The following is a 14,638-nucleotide window of genomic DNA, read 5'->3' as shown; positions in this document are numbered from 1 at the left end:
CCTCACCTGCCGCTGCAGGCTTTCGGACATGTCATTGAGTGCGGCAGACAGTTGCCCGACTTCATCCTCGGATTGCTGCACCAGGCGGCGCGAGAAATCGCCCAGACTGATGTTGGCGGCCAACGCCGCGGCCTCGCGAATCGGCCCGACGATTTTCGCCGTGGCGAACCAGAGGGCGACCAACGCCAACAGGGAAATGCCCAGCCCTACCGACACTTGCCAGATGCTGTTGCTGATACTGCGCGCTTGCAACTCCTGCTCCAGGGCGATGGCCTGGGCCATGACCACGGCCTTGGGCAAACGAATCAACACCGCCCAGGGCTTGCCCGTGCGACCGAGTGCAATGGGCATCAGCACTTCGATATTCTGGGTTTGCGGATTGAGCTGGCCGTCACCCCGACCGCCCTGGATATCGCTGAGCACTTTTTCCCAAGACTCAGGCAACAGAGCCTTGATGGATTGCCCGATCAGGTCGGTGCGCTGGCTGTCCGCGACCACCAACCCTTGGTTACTCAAGATCGAAACCGTGCCTTTGCCGCCGTAGAGTTCGGCAGACATCTGTTCGCTGAGTTTCTGGATAAAGGCGATATCGAAGTCAGCCCCGACCACACCGTAGAACTTGCCGTTGGCCACGATTGGCACCGACAGGGTGGTCAGCCAGACGTTCTTGCCCTGGACCACATAGGGAATGGGATCGAGCACACTCTCCTTCAGGGTGTCGCGCGGGCCGCTGTACCAGCCGCCCTTGGGCACGCCGTTGGGATGACGATCCGGGGAGTCATACTCGACCAATGGCTGCACCGCGACATGACCGTCGGCGCTGCGAGTCCAGTAAGGCGTGAAGCGTCCCGTCAGGGGATTATTGCCGTCGGTAGCGTTACGGAACGCCGGATCCTGGCCGTCCAACGCATTGGGTTCCCAGCAGGAGTAGGTGCCGTTGAAGTCCGGGTTATCCTTGAGGACGCTGAGCAATACGCTGTTGATCTGCTCACGCCCCAACGCCAAGGGACTTTGCGCGGCCTTGCTGGCGGCAAAGGTGTTGGCCATGGTGCGGGCGGCGTCCAGCGCATTCTGCAACTTGGCCTGGATGGCATTGGCACGGGACTCGGCGAGGTTCTGGATTTCCCGGATCGTTGACTTTTCAACCAGCGCCGAGACTTCGGAAGCGACGTATTGCTCATTGGTACGAGCGGTAAAGAGCCCGTAGACAACCAGGCTGATGGATGAAACAAACAGGCATACGCCTGCTGTGACACAAATGCGTGCCTGCAATGACTTGAACTTCATATCATCCCCTACCTGATTCTATTTATTGCCAACGCTAAAGACGACGGCCTTTAACTTGTGCACGACGCGGCAAATAACAATCGATCACGGCTGTTTACGCTGTCCACAAGGCAATCGCCTTGAAAGGGCACAGCGATGCAGCGCTTTATAAGTATTTGAATCGTGGCAGGTTGGGGCGTAAATCCGCTCTATCCACCTGAAAAGCAGCTAGAGGTATTCAAATCAAGAACCGAAGGCCTTAAGTGCCAGGGCAATAAGGGCGATAGGTGGAAAGAATGCGCGATCCCTGCTTTTCCAGTAACCCTGGGGTCACTCTTGAATAATCTCGCAGAATCCATTCAGACCAATAACCACAGCCACAAATTAACACGACCGACTTTTGTACAAAATCGAACTTAGGCGTTATACAAAACAGTACTTTGGTCGTAATTCAACACCGACGCACGAGGTATCACGCCGGGCTATTCGCTCCTGAAGGGGCGGGACGCGCCGTCGCGTCACCTGCTGTAGGAAGGCGCCGCCAATGGCACCGGCTGCGGGTTGGCGATCACCCAATGCACGGCCAACTCACAGAGACGATCAGTCTGCTCGGCGTTATCGTTGCCACCCCGCAAAACAGCAGCCATCGCCCGGGCTTCAGCGAGGTCGGCCTCAGGCAAGGGCACGGCGCTGCCCAGATGGTCAACCAGAGCCACCAACATCGCTTTGAAATCGGCGTCCCAGTTGGCCGATCCGTTGTGGTGAATCTCTCGGGAGATACGGCCACTGATGCGGATCACCTCACCCTGCGCCGTCGCTGCGGCGCCTGAGGATGGCACCAGCAGCTCCCACAATTGCTGATGCTGGTCTGGCCAGCCACTGGCCGTCACGACGATGGCGGCCTGACCGTCGTGAACCTTGCGAGAAGCAACGGGCTCGACGTCGAAAAGGCGATAGAGACGGGTCAGGGCGGCGTCCGTTGCTTCGAGGTAGTCCGGGTTGAAAGAGGCCCGGTGAAATTCGAATTCACGGCCGATGCGCTGCACTTCAGCGAGCATACCGTCATCGCATTGCAGCCCTGCCGCCAGCAGCGTCTGGGCGATTTTCGCGGTGGCCTCGATATCGGCATTGCGGGTAGTGGCCAGGGCAATATGCAGGACACCGTGCCCCTGCCGACTCTTGGCATCGACATTGGCGCCACGGCGGATCAGGGCCGCGATGGCCTCGGCTTTGTGGCTGTTGGCCGCGGCATGCAACGGCGTGTAGCCCTGGTAGTCCTGCGCCTCGATATCGGCGCCCAAATCCAGCAGCAGATCGATACCCCCGATCCAACTCGAACTGCGATGGTGCAGGGGCGTTCGTTGGTAAGTGTCACGGGCATTGATATCGGCGCCCTGCTCCACCAGCCAGCGGGCCAGTGCGTCGGGACAGTTGTAAAAGCCCAGCGCGGTGCTTTTGCTGTAGCCGCCGGTGGCTTCAAGCTCGCACGCCTCGAACACGGCGACCAGCTCGGCAAACGAGGCCTGTTCCAGCAACTGACCGAAATCCTTCGGCAGTGTCTTGCGTTTACGCTTACCCATGGCGGCGGTCACCGTTCTGATCAAAAGATTTTTCAGCATAAAACCCAACGGCCATCTGGAGGCGGATCAGACTTTTTTAGTCCTCGGCAAGAAAATCGCCAACACCCCAAGCAACGGCAGGAACGAGCACAACCAATACACGTATTCAATGCCACGAATGTCCGCCAGATGCCCCAGCAGCGCGGCGCCAATCCCGCCGAAGCCGAACATCAGCCCGAAGAACACGCCGGCGATCATCCCGACATTGCCCGGCACCAGTTCCTGGGCGTACACGACGATGGCCGAGAACGCCGAAGCGAGGATGAAGCCGATGACCACGCTGAGAATGCTGGTCCACAGCAGATCGACGTGAGGCAGAATCAGGGTGAACGGTGCCACACCGAGGATCGAGAACCAGATCACCGCCTTGCGCCCGATCCTGTCGCCAATCGGTCCGCCAAAAAAGGTCCCCGCCGCCACTGCGCCGAGGAACAGGAACAGATACAACTGCGAAGAGGCCACCGACAGGTCGAACTTCTCGATCAGATAGAACGTGAAGTAGCTGGTAAAACTGGCCATGTAGAAGTACTTGGAAAACACCAGCAACCCCAGCACCACCAGCGCGCTCAAGACCCGCCCCTTGGATAGGCCATGGGTGGCCGCCTGGCCTTGCTTGAGCTTGAACAGGTTCAAGTGGTTGGCGTACCAGCGGCTGATGCGGTACAGCACGAACAGCGCAAACAGGGCGAACAACCCGAACCAGGCCACATTGCCTTGCCCGTAGGGAATGATGATCGCCGCCGCCAGCAGCGGACCGAAGGCAGAGCCGGCGTTACCGCCCACCTGGAACGTCGATTGCGCCAGCCCGTAGCGCCCACCCGAAGCCAGTCGTGCCACCCGCGATGCTTCCGGGTGGAAGGTCGACGAGCCGATACCGATCAATCCCGCCGCCAATAGGATCAAGGCAAAACTGCCGACCATGGACATCATCACAATGCCGATCAACGTGCACACCGTCCCGGCCGGCAGCAGCCAGGGCTTGGGATGGCGATCCGTGTGATAGCCGACCCAGGGCTGCAACAAAGATGCGGTCAACTGGAACGTCAGGGTGATCAGGCCAACCTGGGTGAAGGTCAGGCCGTAGCTGTCCTTGAGCATCGGATAGATCGAGGGCAGCACGGCCTGGATCAAATCGTTGATCAGGTGCGCCAGCGCCACGGCGCCGATGATACGCATGACCAACGGACTGCTTTGCGCCGGGACGGCAACGGAAGGGGTGGCGGCCTGGGTATTGCTGATAGCCATGGGAGTTTCCATACGAGAGGGTGCACATGGGCAGGTGCGTCAATGTGCCATTTTTCGGTGCGACAAGGCTATCCCCTTAGCTTGCTATCGACCTTGAAAAATTTGTCGAATTCCAAAGTGATAGCTCAACGCCATGGTCTGAATCTTGCCTTGTTAATGAGCTACAACGCGGCTCCTTACAAAGGAGACCGAGAATGGGAAGTTTCGCTACAGAGCTGGCCTACCAAGCCGATTTGGACAAACTTTCGAGGCCTTTTAAAAGGGCACCCGTTTTAGCACTGTGTAAAAAACGCACAAAAACAGTGCAGGGGTATCCAGGGGAGTATGGGCATGCAGGCTTTTCTATCACCGGGAATCAGGTTGTTGGGGCGTTTCGGCTTCGCCCGCAAATTCCAATTGCTGTTCCTGCTTTTTATCCTGCCGCTCATGGGCAGCCTGTGGCTGATCGGCCAGGACTATCGCGACAAGCTCAGCCTGATTTCCGGAGAACGCGCCGGGGTTCGCCAATTGCTGGCCCTGGATAATCTCGACAACCTGCTCACCGCCCAGCGCAACCGCGCCGCCCGCTGGCGTGCCACCGAGACCAATCGGCAGCCGACACCCGCGACGCTGGCCGCCATGGCGGCGTACGAAGCGGTGCAACCCGCCCTCAACCAGGCCGCCAGTGACCTGGGCACCACCTTGCAAAGCGAAGGTGCCGAAGCCGACACGCTTGCCCGCTATCAAACCCTGCAAACCAGCCTCAACGGTCTGGACTCCAAGAGCCTGGGCAGCGTGGGTTGGTGGCCGGATGGCTACGACCGTTTCACCGCGGCCCTCAGCGCCCTGCAAGCCTTGCGCGAACAAATGGTCATGGACAACCGCCTGACCCTCGCCTCCTGGCTGGAAACCTACCTGCTGACCCAGATTTCGACCCAGCAGACACCGGACCTGATCGAACGGGTCGGCCGTCTGGCCAGCGTTGGCCAGGCCTCCGTGGTGTCGGGGCAGTTCACGCTGCAGAGTCGCCTGCAACTGCGGGACCTGCGCAGCCGTATCGGTGATGCCCGGGACCAACTGGTCAAGACCGGAGCATTGCTGGAAACCCGCCTGCCCAGCGATCTGCAAACCTGGGCCGGACAATTCCAAGGCAGCCTCAAGCACTTGGACGCCGGCCTGAAAGTGCTGGATGACGGCGTGTTCGGTGGCTCCATCAACCTGAAGCCGGAAGACTTCGAAAAACACATGGACGCCCTCCTCACCGACCTGGCGACCCTGCGGCAACAATCACTGGTGGCATTGGATACGCGGCTGGATCACTACCAAGGTTCGGCGATTCGCCAGTTCACCCTGGTAGCGACGGTGCTGGGCTGCCTGCTGCTGGCGGCGCTGTATCTTTTTGTGTGCCTGCAAGCGTCGATCCGGCGCAGCGCCAGCGGCATCACCCTGCTGGCCGAGGCCCTGCGCGACGGCAATCTCAGCCTGCAAGTGCCGGTACAAGGGCGCGATGAACTGGCGGCCATCAGCACCGCTCTCAATGTCGCCGTGGTGCAGTTGCGCAACAGCCTGCTGGGGGTGGACCACGAAACGTTGCAGTTGAGCAATGCCGTGCGCACCCTCAATACCCACTCCAGCGGCGCCCTGGGAGAAGTCGAGGCCCAGCAGATGCAGATCAGCCAGATCGCCGCCGCCGCGACGCAACTGGCCGCCACCTCCCAGGGCGTGGCCAAGAGTTGTGAACAGGCCTCCGACAGTGCCCAGCAGACCCGCCGCATCGCCGCCGACAGCAGTCGCGACAGCCAGCGCACCACGGCGAGCATCCAGCAGCTCAACCAGCGACTCAACGAAACCGCCGCCGCACTGGGACGCGTCAGCGAACAAGGGCAGCAGATCCAACTGGTGGTCGATACCATTCGTGGCGTGGCCGAGCAGACCAATCTTCTGGCCCTCAATGCCGCCATCGAAGCGGCGCGCGCCGGGGAACAGGGCCGTGGTTTCGCCGTGGTGGCCGACGAAGTGCGCAGCCTGTCGCAACGCACCCAGTCCTCCACGCAACAGATTGCCGGCACCGTCGACAGCCTGCGTGCCACGGTCAACGAAGCGGTCAGCCTGATGGAAGCCGCCTGCGGCCAGGCCCAGACCGACGCCCAAGCCGTCACCGGCCTGGGCGAACGGCTGGGAGAAATTGCCAGCGCCGTGCAAAGTGTCACCGACACCCTGGCGCAAATCGCCACCGCCGTGGATGAACAAGCCAGCACCGCCGACGAGGTCAGCGGCAATATCCAGCAGGTCGACCAGGCGGCCATGCGCTTGCTCGAAGGCGCACGGGCCGTGAACGTGGCGGCGGATACCCTGAGCCAGGGAAGCAAGGCCTTGAGTGCCAACACAGGGAGATTTCAGCTCAACTGACGGGGATTTGCGGCGAGGATTGTTAAGCGGTTGAAAGCGCAGAGAAATATTTCAGATTTACGCTTGACACATCTTCGTTACCGGCGAATAATGCGCGCCACTTGGCTACATAGCTCAGTTGGTTAGAGCATAGCATTCATAATGCTGGGGTCCGGGGTTCAAGTCCCTGTGTAGCCACCAAGTACTAAAAACGGCCTATCGAAAGATAGGCCGTTTTTTTATGCCTCAAAAAATGGCCGTTCAGCAGGCCGGCAGTCGACGTACCTGGCTGAGCTCTCGCAGATACGACGCAACCTCCTCACCCAGCCATTCGGCAAACTGCTGCCGCTTGGCCTCGACGCGCTCGCGGTCTGGTAGCAGCAGCCAATACGGGTAGGCATACGGCACCGCATGCTCGCTCAACTGCACCAGCTCACCACGCCCGATGGCGTCATGCACCAGGCTGCGACGCACCAGCGCGATACCCTGCTTGAGTCGCACGGCCTCCAGCACCAGATTCGAATCGTTGCTGCACAGCCCTTTGCGCGTGACCTCGGTGTCCAGCCCCGCCGCCTCGCACCAGGGTTGCCAGGAGTCCATGGTGAAAATGATCGGGCTCGCGACGATCTGCGCCGGCGTATGCGGTAGCTGTCCGCCATTGAAGCCCGGGGAAGCGACAACGATCATTTCGTCGTGAAACAACAGCTGTTTTTCCACCTGCTCCCAGTCGCCCCGCCCCATGCGCACGCTGACGTCCACCGCCTCCTGCGCCAGATTGGTCACGGTGAGACTGGCCTGCAGACGCACCGTGATATGCGGGTAACGCGCCTGGAATCGACCGATGCGCGGCAGCAGCCAGGAGAAGCCGAAGGAAGGCATGACCGCCACCACCAGCTCCGAAGCCTTGGGCTGCGCTTTAACCTGGCGAGTCGCATCGGCGATGTTCTTCAACGACTCACGCACCTGCAACGAGTACAACCGACCGTCTTCAGTGATGCGCAAGGTACGTCCCTCGCGCACGAACAGTGTCACACCCAGCATCTCTTCCAGCACCTTGAGCTGCTGGCTGACCGCCGAATGAGTGACGTGCAGCTCCGTCGCCGCCAAGGTGACACTGGACAAGCGGCTGACAGCTTCGAAACTGCGCAGACAACTGAGGGGAGGGATCGCCGACATGTAAGCCCCGCTAACAATTACTTCAAGAAATTACTGATGTTTTTACCGAAACCGGCCATTTAATGTAAGCGCAGATGTATTTTCCAATGACTTTTTCAGAAGGAAGACCAGGGTGCGTACGTTGACGGTCTCTTTCAGTGCCAATTCCCAGGGGTCATCCGACGGCGAGCCGGACTGGGTCTACATCTATCTTCGCCCGACCGAGCTGATGTCGTTGCACTTGCGCCAGGACATCATTGCTTACGCCCTGAGCGGCAGTCATTGGGTGAGCTGGGAAGGTCGCGACATGCTCCTGGAGCAAAGCCAGAGCCTCAGGTTGAGCGCCGGCAAAGCGCTGATCGACGGTACCGGGGTGCTGCAGCTTGCCTTGGCGCCGGCGCCACAGGAAACCATCAAACGCTTGGGCCAATGGCGCATCGCCCCCCTGTTACCGAGCCGGGCCCTGCCGCTGCGGATCGAGATCCGCTGATGGCCCTGTCAGTGGCTGGCGAGGCGCCGGGCCTCCATAGCCGACTGGGTTTCGCTGTCACGATCCTGGCGTCCACATTTCTGATGGGCTCAAGCTTCGTGTCGGGCAAGATATTGCTCGAGCAGGGATTCGATCCCTTGATGCTGGTGGGCTGGCGGTTCTTCCTGGCCGCGCTGGCAACCTTGCCGTTGGTATTCATGCAAGGTGGTTCCTGGCGTGCCAACCTGCTCCCACGCCACTTGGACGCACGGCAGGTGCTGGTGATCGCCATCATCGGCCTTACCCAGACCACGGCCGTGATGAGCCTGCTGTTCCTGGCAATGCGCACCGTCTCGGCCTCCACGGCCGCGATCCTGCTTTTCACCAACCCCGTGTGGGTCGCGGTAGGCAACCGACTGTTCTTCGCGCAGCCGCTCAAGGCCAACCGCCTGTTGGGCCTGGTTACAGGCTTGATCGGCGTCGCGCTGGCCATTGGCGCTGACGTTGCAAAAGACCCACAGCCTGGCGCCTGGATCGGCGTGACGCTGGGTTTGGGCGCCGCCGTCAGTTGGGCCACCGCGACACTGATCATCAAGCGCAACCCGGTGGCGGTCGGCACGTGGACCTTGAGTTTCTGGCAACTGTTCATCGGCGCCCTGGGGGCACTCGCCTGCGCCCTCCTGGCCGGCGAACACTGGCCCGATCACCTCTCGATCCAGCAGTGGGGCTGGTTTGCCTGGCTGGCCATACCGGCCTCGACCGGCTCGTTCGGGCTGTGGTTCGTCGCGCTGAAACAGGCAGACGCTACCAGCACCAGTGGCTGGCTGTTCCTGGCGCCAATGTTCGCGGTGCTGCTGTCCTGGGCTGTACTGGATATCCAACTCTCCGTTTGGCAATGCCTTGGAGGTCTGTTGGTCGCGGCTTCGATCTGGCTGATGAACCGTTGATCCGCATCCTGCGAGCTGAGCCGGCAATCATTGAAAAGGAAATGAATGATGTTATCGCAAGCGCTTGAGTTTCTTCTGGACGGCCCCGGCATCTCGACCAGCAGCGATCTGTTCGATCGCTTGAAAGAACCGGTTCTGCAACTGGGCTTTGGCCGCTATGAACTGCGCCTCAAACCAGACAGAAACGCACGGGAGCGCAGCGAGCTGGTTATTGGCGATTACCCACAAGCCTGGCATGAGGCCTACGAACAGGCAGGCTACGTCAGGATCGACCCGGTCATGCTGCACTGCATGCACAACGTCACGCCCATCGTCTGGACCGAGCGACTGTACAGCTCACCGCAACAACACAGCCTGCGAGCGCTGGCCGTGGCGCACGGCCTGGAGCATGGCGTCACCTTCGCCCTGCACGGCCCGCAAGGCCAGTTCGGGACATTGGGCCTCAATCTCCAGGCACGCGACGCTGATCAGGCGCAAGCAATGATCAGGCACCACATGGGTACGCTATCGATGCTCAGGGACGCAGCCCTGCAAGCCGCCCTGGCCCTGATGGTTCCGCCAGCGCCCGTCACCCAGGTCAAGCTGACCCGGCGTGAAAAGGAAATACTGCGCTGGAGTGCCTTTGGCAAGACCAGTTGGGAGATCTCGAATATCTGCTGCTGTTCGGAAGCCAACGTGGACTATCACTTCAAGAATATCCGCCGAAAGTTCAGCGTGACGACGCGTAGCGCCGCCGTTGTCCAGGCCCTGTCGATGCACCTCATTCAGATCTGACACAGCAAGGCATCCGGCCAGGCGCCTGGTGCCAGCTGAAATCGAGTTCTGGCGACCACTCACCGCACAGGGCCAACCGTGAAGGCAACAGATCGGCTGTAAGCACCTCACCGGTGAGTGTGCCGACCCCTCCGGCCAGGTTGAAACTGCGCTGGGAAGGGGCGGCATCTTCGGGGCGACATAAGCACCGCGTATCACCGCGTATCCCACTCCCCCGGTATTTGAGCAGACTCTCGCGCCGGGTCCACAACCACACAAAGTCGGCTTCCCGCGTCCCCTCATCGCGACTCTGGAGCCAGCGACGCTCACTCTCGCAAAAGTATCGACGCACAGCACTGCGCCAGAAGACCGGGGCGGCACCGTCCTCGTAATCAAGGCCCACACGGGACGACCCCACGACCAGCAGGCCCAGATGCTGTGCATAAGTCACACTGGCGAATAGCCGGGGATGGGTACAAATACACAATTGCCCCGAGGCCTGCTGTTCGATCACCACTTGTTGCGGATCGCACTGCACAAGCCCGGCCACCGTCAGGCGCAGGGCAATGCGTGCGTTGAGGTAACGAACTCGCTGACGCTCGCCCAAGGTCGCGGCGTGTCGCATCTGCTGTGCGTCCAGCACGGCATGCCAAGCGGCATCAGCCTGTGCATTGACCGGGAAGACAACCAACTGCAACGCGCTCATGCAGATTGTTCACGGGCATTGTGACGGACCTGCAACCGGGCATAGAACAAAGCATAGGCTCCCGCCAGGCCCAATACCGGGAGCAGGGTCAGCAGCGGATCCGGCGTGCCGATCATCGTGTGCACGCTCAGCAGCACAGCCGCATAGATCAACATCGCCCAAGCGGCCACTCGCACCGCAACGGCCTGGTGCGGGCTGCTGCCGATACGGCGGCTGATAAAGGCCGAGAACGCGAAAGTAGCCGCGAAACTGAGCAGCCACTGCGCCAAGGCCGATTGCGCCATGGCCATCCAGGGTAACTGACGGGCGCAGAATGCCACCCAACCGGCGTACAGGGTGGCCGACGCGGTGGAGCTGACAAGCCTCACGACCGAAGGATTAACCCATGAGTTTCTTGAGCGCACGCGCGATCCCCCGCTTGACCCGTATCCCCGTGGCCGACACCCGGAATTGAGCGGCCAGCTGGCTGATATGCTGGCGATGCACGCTGTGCCCGATGGTAGGACCGAAAACAAACAGCCACTGGGGCAAATGCCAGTCGAGACGGCTCAGAAGACGGCCAACGTCGAAATACATCACGCGCACGGTTTCACCACTGTAGGGGTGCTTTTTGCTGATCGGCAGGCATTGCGCCCCTAGTCGGGTGTAGATCGGCACCAGGATATCGATGGCGTCCAGCACAATGTAGCGGCTCTGCAAATGCAGGGTAATCCTGCCCAGTTCGCGCAGCAGTGCCAGCATCACGTGATGCCCGGCGTACTCGGGCAAAATGGCGACCCGGGACATCTCGACAAAGCCCGCCGCCCACAACCATTGAGGCAAGGGCGTCGCCATCTCGATCTCGCAGCGCTCACGATAGCCGCTGTTGACGACGACACGCCCCGCCCCCACACATTTGTTGCCCAGCCGCGCGCAGACCTGGATGGCGTAAGGGTCCCATTCATCCCACAAGACTCGCGGATCCTGCACGTCCTCCAGCCGACCGTAGTGACGGTTGGCAGCCAGGCGGCACGTCAGCAAATCGTCCATGGCGCCGGTCCCTTCGATAATCGCGACATGGATCAGGCGATCGATGGCCGGACTCTTGCGTAGCGCCACGGGCAGGCTGTCGAAGGAGAAGTGCCGACGCTGGCACAGCAGCATCAACGCCACCGCAGTGCTCGAGGGGTTGTCCAGCACCCGGAAATGACAGAGGAAGCGGCCCTGGTCCTCGAAACGCCCCAGGACCTGCACACGCACCATGGCCAGGCCACTCCACGGACAGTTGAACTGCAGTTCCAGATCCATGCCCGGCACGATCACTACATCTCGGTCCAGTACCTCGAAGGCGCCGTTGAGCGGGCTGAGGTAATGCAATTGTACGGTCAGGCAACGATTGAACAGTATGGGGCTTCGCGCCGCCGCCCTGAGTGACGCGTCGGCGCGATCGCGCTCATTCAGGTACGCCGGCCTGGAGCCGCAGCTCATCAGTTCCAGGCAGGGTCGGTCATTGCCTGACCACCGTCCCTGCATGTTCACCGGCACTTGCGGGCGATGCAGGCACTGCTGGAAACACAGCGCCACGGTGAAAGGCTCGGGGTTGGCACTGTAGAGACCGGCCGGCACTTCGAGCACGCAATGCGCCTCGTCCCGGACCGCCAACGTGGCCGGCACACTGTGCCCTTCAAATCGGGCATGCACCGGGATACGGTGGCACTGCCCCTGCGCAACCCCTCGAACCGATGGCGATAATGCGGCGCCAAGCTCATCGCCCGGCAGCACAGACACGGCATTAGCTGACATAGCATCGTCCTGATGGCTTAAAGAAATACAGGCCGCCGTGGGCAGCCTGTGTTCAATCGTCACTCAGTGACTCAGTGACCGGGCAAAGGATTGCAAGAGGTTGTAGCCCTGATCCCAGTACCCCAACTGCGACTTCCCATTGATGTGGCCCAGCTCGCCCAGGTTGGTGCAACCGCAACCCAATTGGCGGGCGCTGCGCTGAACGTAATCCAGGTCCCCGTAGGGATCGTTCTGGCTGGTGATCACCGTGACCGGAAAGTCGACGCTCAGTTGGTCGGCCGGTCGGAAGCCACGGGCCTGCTCCGGAAACTGCTTGCCATTGGGGTCCGGCACCGCGACCAGAAACGCGCCGAGCATCAGGTCCGAGCGATGTCGCGCCGCCCACTCCAGGAGCAACAGGCACCCCAGGCTATGGGCGACCACGACCACCGGTCGCTGCTGCCCGGACAACAGCGCCTGCAAATCCGCGACCCACTCCTCGCAGTCCGGGTTATCCCAGTCACGGTGCTCCAGCCACAATGAATCGGGATGCTCGGTGTTCCAATGCCGCTGCCAGTGGGTATCACCGGAGTTGCCGACGCCCGCCAGGAAAAGCCAACTGAACCCCTCGTCATACTTCATATTCGACACCTACCCCATCGAAGCGCAGGCGATCCTGCACCAGCACTCGTTGCCCATGCTTGTCGAAACCATCGAGCAAGCCGGCCTCCATCAGCCGGATAACGAACTGCGAGGAGTTCACCTCCCCCACTTCGTTGAGGCGCACCATCAACTCCTTGTAGCCGAACTTCTGTTCGTAGAGGTCCTTGAACAGCTGCACCAGGGCTTCGCTCACGGTGTACTTGGTCATGTCCTTGCCGGCCCCGTTGGACAGGATCCGCTTGAGGCTCAGCTTGAAGCTCAGGGGCTCGATCTTGAAATAGTCGGCGGTCTCGACCCGGTCGCCCAACCAGTTGAAGCTGGCGATGCGGTTCAACTGTTTGGTCAAGTCGGAGATCCAGCGCACGCGAGCCGGGTTAAGCTCGGCATCCATGAACTCGTCGGTCAACTCATTGCGCTGGTGCCGGCCGATGGCAATCATGGTGGAGGCGCGGTCCTTGAAGTCGCCAATCTGCGGGCGGTTCTGTTTTTCCCCGTTGACCAATTGCTCGAACCACTCCTTGCGCTTCAAACGTTCGTCGGCCGACTCGCTGATGCGACGCTTGGTCCAGAACTCGGATTCCGGCTCAGTGAACGAGGCAAACGTGTAGAAGGACGCCAGAAACTCGTGGTACTGGTTGTAGGTCTCGCTGTAGCTGCGGTTGTACCAGGCGTGGACCTTTTCGTTCTGCTCCGGATGCTGCATCAGGTAGTCAATGCTGCTGGCTGCGCTGACCGCCGACTGCGAGGCCAGGTGCACCCCTTGGGAGAACAATGGGTCGGTGAAGCAGGCCGAATCGCCGCACAGGAAAAAGCGGTTGCGGGAGAAGTATTTGGTTTCGTAGGACCAGTCACGCACCAGCTTCACATCCTCGCAACGCTCCACACCGTTGAGGATCGACAGGGCTCGCTCGCTCTTGGCCAGGGTCTTGTCATAAAAAGCATTGAGCCCCATGGCCTTGATATCGGCCAGCTTGCTCTGGTCGACAATGGTACCCACGCTGTAGATACCGTCCTTGAGCGGGATCATCCAGATCCAGCCATCTTCGAAAGTGATCGAGAAAGTGGTGCCATTGAGGTCGTTCTTGAACGGGTCCGGGGTCTTGAAGTACGACCACAAGGCCACGCTTTTGTAGAACTCGTCGTACTCACGCAGATCCAGCTTGCGCACCAGCGGGCTATTGCTGCCTGAAGCGTCGATCAGGTAATCGGCCGTGAATTCGCTGGTCTCGTCCTTGTGCCGTACCGTTACGCTGACTTTGTCGGCCTGCTCGGCATCCACATCGATGACGGCCGCCTCCTCGAACACGCGCACACCGCGCTCACGGCAGGTGTCGAGCAGCATCTGGTCAAAGTCCGAGCGCAGAACCTGGATGGCGTGGTCGAACACCCAGTCTTCGGTCTTGGGCGTGCTGAACGAGAAGGTCCACGGCGCTTCGGTCTTGCCCCACAGGAAGGTGGCGGAAGGCTTGAGCACGTAGCCGGCCTGCGCAATCTTTTCACTCAGCCCGAGGCGGTGCAGGATCGACAACGTGCCAGGCAAGAAAGATTCGCCTACGCGGTAGCGCGGGAACTTCTCTTTTTCGAACACCGTCACCTGGTGCCCGAGTTTTTGCAAGGTCAACGCTGCGATACTGCCAGCAGGACCACCACCCATGATAATGACGTGTGCAGACTTGTTCATGCGGGT

Annotated in this window: 12 protein-coding genes, 1 tRNA gene and 1 pseudogene; 5 read left to right on the top strand and 9 right to left on the bottom strand. The window is 60.7% G+C overall.

Features of this window, described 5'->3' with window-relative positions:
• Nucleotides 1–24 precede the first annotated feature (24 nt).
• From J4E63_RS31145 to J4E63_RS01965, 3 genes and pseudogenes are all read right to left on the bottom strand, one after another.
• Nucleotides 25–1,047: pseudogene (locus tag J4E63_RS31145) on the bottom strand (HAMP domain-containing protein); the annotation flags it as partial.
• Between the two features lie 737 nt (nucleotides 1,048–1,784).
• The gene (locus J4E63_RS01970; RefSeq protein ID WP_259333564.1) at nucleotides 1,785–2,846 is read right to left on the bottom strand and encodes an ankyrin repeat domain-containing protein; all 1,062 of its coding nucleotides are present in this window, start codon (nucleotides 2,844–2,846) and stop codon (nucleotides 1,785–1,787) included.
• Nucleotides 2,847–2,912: 66 nt separating this feature from the next.
• Complete coding sequence (locus J4E63_RS01965; RefSeq protein ID WP_207280906.1) at nucleotides 2,913–4,130, bottom strand: MFS transporter; 1,218 nt, start codon at nucleotides 4,128–4,130, stop codon at nucleotides 2,913–2,915.
• Between the two features lie 330 nt (nucleotides 4,131–4,460).
• On the opposite strand from J4E63_RS01965, the gene J4E63_RS01960 reads away from it, so the two are divergent.
• Together J4E63_RS01960 and J4E63_RS01955 are read left to right on the top strand one after the other, a co-directional pair.
• Nucleotides 4,461–6,518: a methyl-accepting chemotaxis protein gene (locus J4E63_RS01960; protein ID WP_207280905.1), complete on the top strand. Its 2,058-nt coding sequence runs from the start codon at nucleotides 4,461–4,463 to the stop codon at nucleotides 6,516–6,518.
• 103 nt (nucleotides 6,519–6,621) lie between these two features.
• Nucleotides 6,622–6,698 (top strand) — tRNA-Met (locus J4E63_RS01955).
• Between the two features lie 60 nt (nucleotides 6,699–6,758).
• Here J4E63_RS01955 and J4E63_RS01950 read toward each other — a convergent pair.
• Complete coding sequence (locus J4E63_RS01950) at nucleotides 6,759–7,673, bottom strand: LysR substrate-binding domain-containing protein (RefSeq protein ID WP_207280904.1); 915 nt, start codon at nucleotides 7,671–7,673, stop codon at nucleotides 6,759–6,761.
• Between the two features lie 112 nt (nucleotides 7,674–7,785).
• Between J4E63_RS01950 and J4E63_RS01945 the strand changes: the two genes are divergently transcribed.
• From J4E63_RS01945 to J4E63_RS01935, 3 genes are read left to right on the top strand one after another with little or no spacing between them, the layout of a single operon-like run.
• Nucleotides 7,786–8,142 (top strand): hypothetical protein, encoded by a 357-nt coding sequence (locus J4E63_RS01945; RefSeq protein ID WP_207280903.1) that lies wholly within the window; start codon nucleotides 7,786–7,788, stop codon nucleotides 8,140–8,142.
• Entirely contained in the window at nucleotides 8,142–9,068 is a 927-nt protein-coding gene (locus tag J4E63_RS01940) for a DMT family transporter (protein WP_207280902.1), read from the top strand. The genes J4E63_RS01945 and J4E63_RS01940 overlap by 1 nt, the downstream gene beginning before the upstream one ends.
• A gap of 45 nt (nucleotides 9,069–9,113) precedes the next feature.
• On the top strand, nucleotides 9,114–9,842 hold the full coding sequence (locus tag J4E63_RS01935; RefSeq protein ID WP_192264347.1) for a LuxR family transcriptional regulator: 729 nt from the start codon (nucleotides 9,114–9,116) through the stop codon (nucleotides 9,840–9,842).
• On the opposite strand, the gene J4E63_RS01930 is transcribed toward J4E63_RS01935, so the two are convergent.
• The 5 genes from J4E63_RS01930 to cmlS all read right to left on the bottom strand — a co-directional run bounded on the left by J4E63_RS01930 (nucleotide 9,829) and on the right by cmlS (nucleotide 14,632).
• On the bottom strand, nucleotides 9,829–10,527 hold the full coding sequence (locus J4E63_RS01930) for a 4'-phosphopantetheinyl transferase superfamily protein (RefSeq protein ID WP_207280901.1): 699 nt from the start codon (nucleotides 10,525–10,527) through the stop codon (nucleotides 9,829–9,831). The genes J4E63_RS01935 and J4E63_RS01930 overlap by 14 nt on opposite strands.
• On the bottom strand, nucleotides 10,524–10,895 hold the full coding sequence (locus J4E63_RS01925) for a hypothetical protein (protein WP_207280896.1): 372 nt from the start codon (nucleotides 10,893–10,895) through the stop codon (nucleotides 10,524–10,526). Before J4E63_RS01925 ends, J4E63_RS01930 begins: the two co-directional genes overlap by 4 nt.
• A gap of 10 nt (nucleotides 10,896–10,905) precedes the next feature.
• A complete protein-coding gene (locus J4E63_RS01920; RefSeq protein ID WP_207280895.1) occupies nucleotides 10,906–12,309 on the bottom strand; it encodes a hypothetical protein in 1,404 nt (467 codons plus the stop codon).
• A gap of 63 nt (nucleotides 12,310–12,372) precedes the next feature.
• Nucleotides 12,373–12,930, bottom strand: a complete 558-nt coding sequence (locus tag J4E63_RS01915; RefSeq protein ID WP_207280894.1) for an alpha/beta hydrolase — start codon at nucleotides 12,928–12,930, stop codon at nucleotides 12,373–12,375.
• Nucleotides 12,920–14,632: a chloramphenicol-biosynthetic FADH2-dependent halogenase CmlS gene (cmlS, locus tag J4E63_RS01910; protein ID WP_060740628.1), complete on the bottom strand. Its 1,713-nt coding sequence runs from the start codon at nucleotides 14,630–14,632 to the stop codon at nucleotides 12,920–12,922. Before cmlS ends, J4E63_RS01915 begins: the two co-directional genes overlap by 11 nt.
• Nucleotides 14,633–14,638 lie beyond the last annotated feature (6 nt).

Source organism: Pseudomonas sp. FW300-N2F2, from assembly GCF_017351655.1.
In the GTDB taxonomy this organism is placed as follows: domain Bacteria; phylum Pseudomonadota; class Gammaproteobacteria; order Pseudomonadales; family Pseudomonadaceae; genus Aquipseudomonas; species Aquipseudomonas fluorescens_AA.
This window is presented reverse-complemented; position numbering and strand designations above follow the sequence as displayed.

Bases quoted from the DNA above. Each gene is read 5' to 3' on its own strand.
- J4E63_RS01970 (WP_259333564.1), bottom strand. From the start codon at position 2,846: ATGGGTAAGCGTAAACGCAAGACACTGCCGAAGGATTTCGGTCAGTTG.
- J4E63_RS01965 (WP_207280906.1), bottom strand. From the start codon at position 4,130: ATGGCTATCAGCAATACCCAGGCCGCCACCCCTTCCGTTGCCGTCCCG.
- J4E63_RS01960 (WP_207280905.1), top strand. From the start codon at position 4,461: ATGCAGGCTTTTCTATCACCGGGAATCAGGTTGTTGGGGCGTTTCGGC.
- J4E63_RS01950 (WP_207280904.1), bottom strand. From the start codon at position 7,673: ATGTCGGCGATCCCTCCCCTCAGTTGTCTGCGCAGTTTCGAAGCTGTC.
- J4E63_RS01940 (WP_207280902.1), top strand. From the start codon at position 8,142: ATGGCCCTGTCAGTGGCTGGCGAGGCGCCGGGCCTCCATAGCCGACTG.
- J4E63_RS01935 (WP_192264347.1), top strand. From the start codon at position 9,114: ATGATGTTATCGCAAGCGCTTGAGTTTCTTCTGGACGGCCCCGGCATC.
- J4E63_RS01930 (WP_207280901.1), bottom strand. From the start codon at position 10,527: ATGAGCGCGTTGCAGTTGGTTGTCTTCCCGGTCAATGCACAGGCTGAT.
- J4E63_RS01920 (WP_207280895.1), bottom strand. From the start codon at position 12,309: ATGTCAGCTAATGCCGTGTCTGTGCTGCCGGGCGATGAGCTTGGCGCC.
- J4E63_RS01915 (WP_207280894.1), bottom strand. From the start codon at position 12,930: ATGAAGTATGACGAGGGGTTCAGTTGGCTTTTCCTGGCGGGCGTCGGC.
- cmlS (WP_060740628.1), bottom strand. From the start codon at position 14,632: ATGAACAAGTCTGCACACGTCATTATCATGGGTGGTGGTCCTGCTGGC.